This is a genomic window from Rhodothermales bacterium (assembly GCA_034439735.1).
Lineage (GTDB): Bacteria > Bacteroidota > Rhodothermia > Rhodothermales > JAHQVL01 > JAWKNW01.
Map to the genome: position 1 here is coordinate 1 of JAWXAX010000185.1, position 6,279 is coordinate 6,279.

Consider the following 6,279-nt stretch of genomic DNA (forward strand, 5'->3'; position numbering starts at 1 on the left):
CCCTTGAGGCCCGGCTACATGCGATCAGCCAACTATGGATCCCCAATCGAGTTGGGAGCCTGCCCCCGGCTTTGACCGGGGGAAGACGAAGAATGGGGGATTGCCAGTTAGATTCATTCATTTGATACGGCCTCAACTCCTGATTCGCATGATTTAAGAATATCAAGGGACGCTTTTCCCTTTTCCCTTTTCCCTTTTCCCTTTTCACTTTTTCCTTCCCCCCGTGTCTTCATTCTTCGAACGCGTATGGGATATCGTCGCTGAAATCCCCATGGGGAAGGTGACGACGTACGGCCATATCGCGGCCAGCCTGGGCTCGCCCCGGGCGGCGCGGACGGTGGGGTGGGCGATGCAGGCGGCCGGCGACAAGGCGCTGCCCTGCCATCGCGTTGTCGCGCGCGACGGCACCTTGTCTGCCGCGTTGCGGTTTGAGGGATCTGAGGTCATGGAGGAACGCCTGCGCAGTGAGGGCGTCTCCTTCACCCCCGATGGCCGGGTGGATATGCATGCACATCTCTGGATCCCCGATGCGCGAGAATGATACCATGGGCGCAAACGCTCCCCGCGTGCCGCGCCTAACACGAAACGAGCCACACGTGGAAGTCCGCCCCTTCGCGCTCTACGCCACCGTCGAGCTCTACGACCGGATCGTGGCCTCGCCGTACCCGGCCGACCGGCTCATGCAGACCTTTTTCAAGGAGCGCAAGCAACTCGGGAAGCGGGATCGCGGGTTCATCGCCGAAACGGTTTACGGCATGCTTCGCAACCGGCGCTGGCTCGAATGGGCGTTCCCGGACCTCGACACGATGCACCGCGCGCTTGCCCATCTGGCCATCCACCAGCCTGATGCCGCGCTGCCGCTGGAGCCGGCCGACGACGCCCAACTCCGCCGCGCCGTCGCCGCGGCCCGGGAAAAGCCGCTGCCCGAATCGCCCGTCGAGTCGCTGGGACTGACGTATTCGATGCCGGATTGGATGGTGGCGACCTGGCTGGACCTCCATGGGCCGGCCGATACCGAGGCCCTCTGTGCGGCCCTCAACCGGCCGGCGCCTTTGGTGATCCGGGTCAACACCCTCAAGACGACCCGCGAGGCGCTGCGGCAGACCCTCGCCGACGCCGGCCACGCGAGCGAACCGACGCCGGCGAGTCCGGATGGACTCATCCTCGCCACCAAGGCGAACCTGTTCTCCCTGCCGGCATTCCACGAAGGGCATTTCGAAATCCAGGACGAGGGCAGCCAGCTGCTTTCATACCTACTGAACGCCCGGCCCGGGCAGCAGGTGATCGACGGCTGCGCCGGCGGCGGAGGCAAAACCCTCCATCTGGCCGCGCTGATGCAGAACAAGGGCGTGCTCTACGCCTTCGACGTCGCCCACCGCCGGCTAGAGGAGTCGAAGCCCCGCATCCGCCGCGCCGGCGCCTCGAACATCCGCCTCCGCCCGATCGACACCAACCGCTCGCGCGACGTCACCCGGCTCCACGGCAAGGCCGACGCCGTGCTCATTGACTCCCCGTGCAGCGGATCGGGCGTGTTGCGCCGAAACCCGGATGCCACGTGGAAGCTCTCTGAAGAAGGGCTCGCCGGCCTCAACCGCGAACAGCGCGACATCCTCGAGGCCTATACGCCGCTCGTCAAGCCGGGCGGCCGGCTCGTCTACGCCACCTGCTCGCTCTTCCCGCAGGAAAACGAGCGCATCGTCGAGGAATTTCTGACGGTGCATCCCGAGATGCGCCTCGTGCCCGCGGGTGAGGCGCTCGCCGCCCAGGGCCTGACCGTGCCGGACCAGACCGACGCCTACCTGCGCCTCATGCCCCATCGGCACGGGACGGACGGGTTCTTTGGGGCGGTGATGGAGCGGATCTGAGTGGGGCACTGATGGCGATGGCCTCGTGACGGTGCGTGAGGTGGGTTTGTCGGGCACACCGCAGCACGGTCGGAAATAACAGGCATTCGGGTGGATAGGGCATCGATTGCCCATGCCCGGGCCAGATCATCCCGAAACCGGGCCTGCCGGGGCGGGAGGCCGGCGCCCGCCTTACGACGCAATGCCCGCAAGCTGCTCCCAGAACGTCGGAAACGAGACGGAGGCGATCTCGGCGCCGTGGACAACGGTCTTCCCGGCCGCGACGAGCCCCGCGACGCCCATCGCCATCGCTATCCGGTGGTCGTGGTAACTCTCGACTTCCGCGCCATGGAGGGGTTTGCCGCCCGTGATGGCCAGCCCGTCCTCGAACTCTTCGACGTCGGCCCCTAACGCCTGCAGGTTCTTGACCATCGCCGCGATCCGGTCCGTCTCCTTCACGCGCAACTCGCCGGCGTTGCGGATCTCCGTACGCCCCTTTGCCTGCGTTGCCGCTACACAGAGGATCGGGATCTCGTCGATCAGGTTGGCGATGTACTCCTCCGGCACCGTCACGCCGTGTAGGGTGGATGACTTCACCAAAATGTCGGCGATCGGTTCGCCACCGTAGGTGCGTTCATCGCTCATTGTGATGGAAGCGCCCATGGCGCGGAGCACATCCAGCAACGCGCTGCGCGAGGCGTTGATGCCCACGCCGGGGAGTCGAAGCTCCGCACCGGGCACGATGGAGCCGGCGACGAGGAAAAACGCCGACGCCGAGAAGTCCCTGGGCACGGCCCAGGCCTGGCGAGGAATCCGCCGGCCCTGGCGGACGGTCAGGCGCCGCTCTCCGTTCATCTCCACGACATCCAACTGGAGCATCCGCTCGGTGTGATCGCGCGATGGAAGGGTTTCGATGACGGTGGTTTCGCCCTCCGCGTAGAGCCCCGCGAGCAAGACGCACGACTTCACCTGGGCCGACGGCATCGGCAGGCGGTACACCATCCCCTTTAATCGTTGCCCGCCTCGGATCCGAACGGGCGCGTGCCCGTCCGTCAACTCGATCTTCGCGCCCATCTGGCGCAACGGGCCGGCGACACGCTCCATAGGCCGGCCGCTCAGCGAGGCGTCGCCGATCAGTTCGGTGTCGAACGGCTGGCCGGCGAGGATACCGCACAACATCCGCATCGTCGTGCCCGAGTTACCGCAGTCGAGCGGGCCCGACGGCTTCGAAAACCCGTTCAAGCCAACGCCGTGGACGGTGTACCCGGTCTCCGACGCCTCGATCCGAACCCCCAATTGACGGAGGCACGCGAGGGTCGATTGCGGATCCGCCGAGGCGGGGTAGTTGACGAGGTGTGAAACGCCGTCGCCCAGCGCGGCGAACAGGGCGGTGCGGTGGGCGATGGACTTATCGGCCGGCAGTTCGACGACCCCGAGCAGGCCCCGAGCGGGGCGGATAGTTTGATGCATGTGCCTGACTAATTATCGAATACCCACCACGCCGTTTACCGCTTCGATGATGGCGGGGGAATCAAACGCGTAGCCGTCCTTGAACACCCATTTCACGTTTTGGATCGCCGCCGGCTCGGTCACCGGGTCGCCTTCGATGACGACGAGTTCGGCGAGTTTGCCGGCCGTGATCGTGCCCACCTGATCCTCGATCCCCAGTACCCGGGCGCCATTGAGGGACATGATCTGGATGACCTCTTCCGGCGTGAAGCCGGCTTCGAGGAGTAATTCATAATTACGCTGGTCGCCAAACCCGGGCAGCGCGCCGCCATAACCGGTCGGGTCCACGCCCGACGCCAGCAGGCCGCCGGCTTTCACGAACGCATATTCGTAGGCGAGCGCCTTCTTAAACAGCCGCTCGGTGAACGGATAATTTGGGTCGCCAGCGAGCAGCGCGGTCTGTTCGTAGGTCTTCCGGTATTCTTCGCGGACGTCGGGCGACATGGCGTCGAGCACGCGTTGATCCACGCCCGGACGGCCTGGCACGTACATCTCGTAGACCGCCAGCGTCGAGGTCATGGGCACGCCGGCGGCGATCATCTCGGCGAATGTTGCTTGGACCGCTTCGCTATCCAGATCCACATCGGCCAGCCGGTGCTCGAAATTCTGGGGGCACACGTCCTTCGTCTTCTCGGGGTCGTAGTCGGTGTTTGTAAAGAAGCCATGCTCCAGGTTGTCGATCCCCATTGCCACCGCCTCCCGGAAGCTGACGGAGCACAGGTGGCCCGTCACTTTGATCCCTACTTTGTGGGCTTCGTCGATCGCAGCCGCGAGGGCGTCATGGGAGATCTGATTGTACGCCTTGAACCAGGAAACACCTTCCTCGGCCCAGTACCGGACGACCCGCCGGGCATCTTCGGGCGTATCCACGCGGGTCATGGTCGTGAATCCGGTGCCGCCGGTGATATACGGGCCCGTGACGTAAATACGCGGCCCGATCCGGCTGCCGGCGTCGATGGAGGCCTTCAGGTTCAGCTCGCTGTAGGGCGCCGTGCTGCCGGTCGTGCGAATCGTTGTGACGCCGGAGGCCAGGTACAGCAGTGGGGCGCTGTAGTTGAGCTGGATACTGCGCATCGCCGTCATGTAATAGGTGTGGTTGTGTAACCCCACCAGACCCGGCACGACGGTGTGGCCGGCGAGGTCGACCACGTACGCCCCCTCGGGCACGTTCACCTCCGAAGCGGCGCCCACCTGCCGGATGGCGCCGTTTTCAATCAGAATCGTCTGGTTGGCCCGCGCCGGCGCGCCGGTGCCGTCGACGACCTGCACGTTTTGTAGCGCAACCAGCGGCTGATCGATCGCCACATATTTCTGGAGATGCTCCGGCAGCGCCGGCCGGTCCTGCGCGGCGGCTGGCAGGAAGGCGATCACGAGGCACGTAACGAATAGGAGGGTGGGCTTCATCGGTTCAGGCGCGTTGGTGGCTGGGATCGTAAGCCTTTTAATCTACATGAAAAACGAACATCATACCGGATGCGATGTGCTCCGCGATGTGGCAGTGGGCCATCCACACACCCGGATTGGAGATCTCGAGCAGGAGATCGGCGGTTACGCCGGCCGGCAACAGCATGGTGTCCTTCCAGGCGAGGTGTTCGTTCGGGATGCCATCGTGGCTCAGCACCAGAAAGCGTTGTCCATGAAAGTGGATCGGGTGATGCATCGTGTGGAACGGGTTACGCTCGTTCCGAATCCGGATCTTGACCACGTCGCCCCGCTTGAACCGCCAGTCGATTGCCATATTTTGCTTCCCCGTCCGCACGTCTTCCAGGATCCACTGGATTTCCGCGCCCGTGCTGGCCCAGTTCATCATCGGCATCGTATCGCTCCACTCGACCGGGTTCACGTAGGCGCCGTCGAAGCGCATGAGCTGCTCGACCACCGGCGGCAGACCGGTTGTCCGCAGCCGGATCGCCAGCTCGCGATCCACGGGCCGGCCGAACTGTGGCCGCAGCGCATCGAACTCGGCTCCGACGGCCGCCGGCGCATGGAGGCGGTCGAACACCGCGCGATGATCCGGCGCGGCCGCGGCCGGGGCCACATCGATCCAGGCCACCGTGTCCACCTCGGCGAAGAAGCTCCCCCGGAGATGGTCGATCGCCTGGACGGCGTTGAGGACCCCGATCCGACCCGACTCGGGGAAGCGCACCTCGACGGTGTACCGCTCCGAGGGGGCGATCACGACGCTTTCGACCATCGTTTCGCGCTCGAGCCGGCCGGCGTCGGCCGCGACCACCTTGATCGGCAGGCCGCCAAACGACAGGTTGTAGACGCGGGCGTTGGAAGCGTTCGTGAGGAAAAAACGCGCTACCGCGCCCCGGTTCACGGTCACGGTGGGTTGGGGCTCGCCGTTGATGATGTGGACATTCCCCAGCCGGCCCATCAGCATGTAGTTGGCCGACTCAGCGCCGTAGGGCACTATTTCGCCATCCTGCAGCAGGAGGTCGTCGATCAACCAGTAGAATTCCTCGTTGACCGGACTGTAATAGGTTGGATCGGAGGGGCGGACGAGGATGTTGCCGTACAGCCCGAGATCCATCCCGATATCCTCGCGGTGGTGGGGGTGATACCAGAACATGCCGGCATCCGGGAAGCGGAGTTCGTAGTCGAAGGTGTCGCCGGTCTGGAGCAGCGGCTGGGTGAAGCCCGGCACGCCGTCCGACCGATAATCGAGCCGAAGCCCGTGCCAGTGGACGGCCGTTGGGAGGGGGATGAAGTTCGTGAAGGCGATTCGCACGGTGGACCCCTGATCCACGTCAAACATCGGCCCGGGAAGCCGGCCGTTGAACGTGTAGGCCACGGTTTCTGAGTCACCCAGGCGGCGCAACGCCGGCCGGGTATCGAGCCCGTACGCATCGCCATCCGCGAGGTGGACGCGGGCGGGGGGCAGGGCCGGGGCGGGGTAGGGGGGTGGGGCCGGTCGGCGCGG

The 6,279-nt window shown here is 65.1% G+C and carries 5 protein-coding genes; 2 read left to right on the forward strand and 3 right to left on the reverse strand.

Translation table 11 applies throughout. The features are described from left to right. The first annotated feature begins 223 nt into the window (after window positions 1-223). Both SH809_14020 and SH809_14025 read left to right on the forward strand, forming a co-directional pair. Window positions 224-541 (forward strand): methylated-DNA--[protein]-cysteine S-methyltransferase, encoded by a 318-nt coding sequence (locus SH809_14020; GenBank protein ID MDZ4700821.1) that lies wholly within the window; start codon window positions 224-226, stop codon window positions 539-541. 55 nt (window positions 542-596) lie between these two features. Then, entirely contained in the window at window positions 597-1,865 is a 1,269-nt protein-coding gene (locus SH809_14025; protein ID MDZ4700822.1) for an RsmB/NOP family class I SAM-dependent RNA methyltransferase, read from the forward strand. Window positions 1,866-2,036: 171 nt separating this feature from the next. Here SH809_14025 and aroA read toward each other — a convergent pair whose 3' ends face one another. The 3 genes from aroA to SH809_14040 all read right to left on the reverse strand — a co-directional run. Continuing rightward, window positions 2,037-3,314 carry a 3-phosphoshikimate 1-carboxyvinyltransferase gene (gene aroA, locus SH809_14030; protein MDZ4700823.1) on the reverse strand — a complete coding sequence of 426 codons (1,278 nt, stop codon included), beginning with the start codon at window positions 3,312-3,314 and terminating at the stop codon, window positions 2,037-2,039. A gap of 12 nt (window positions 3,315-3,326) precedes the next feature. Then, entirely contained in the window at window positions 3,327-4,757 is a 1,431-nt protein-coding gene (locus SH809_14035; GenBank protein MDZ4700824.1) for an amidohydrolase family protein, read from the reverse strand. Window positions 4,758-4,794: 37 nt separating this feature from the next. After that, window positions 4,795-6,279: multicopper oxidase family protein (locus SH809_14040; GenBank protein MDZ4700825.1), on the reverse strand; the 1,485-nt coding region annotated here is incomplete at its 5' end.

Bases quoted from the DNA above. Each gene is read 5' to 3' on its own strand.
- SH809_14035 (MDZ4700824.1), bottom strand. From the start codon at position 4,757: ATGAAGCCCACCCTCCTATTCGTTACGTGCCTCGTGATCGCCTTCCTG.
- aroA (MDZ4700823.1), bottom strand. From the start codon at position 3,314: ATGCATCAAACTATCCGCCCCGCTCGGGGCCTGCTCGGGGTCGTCGAA.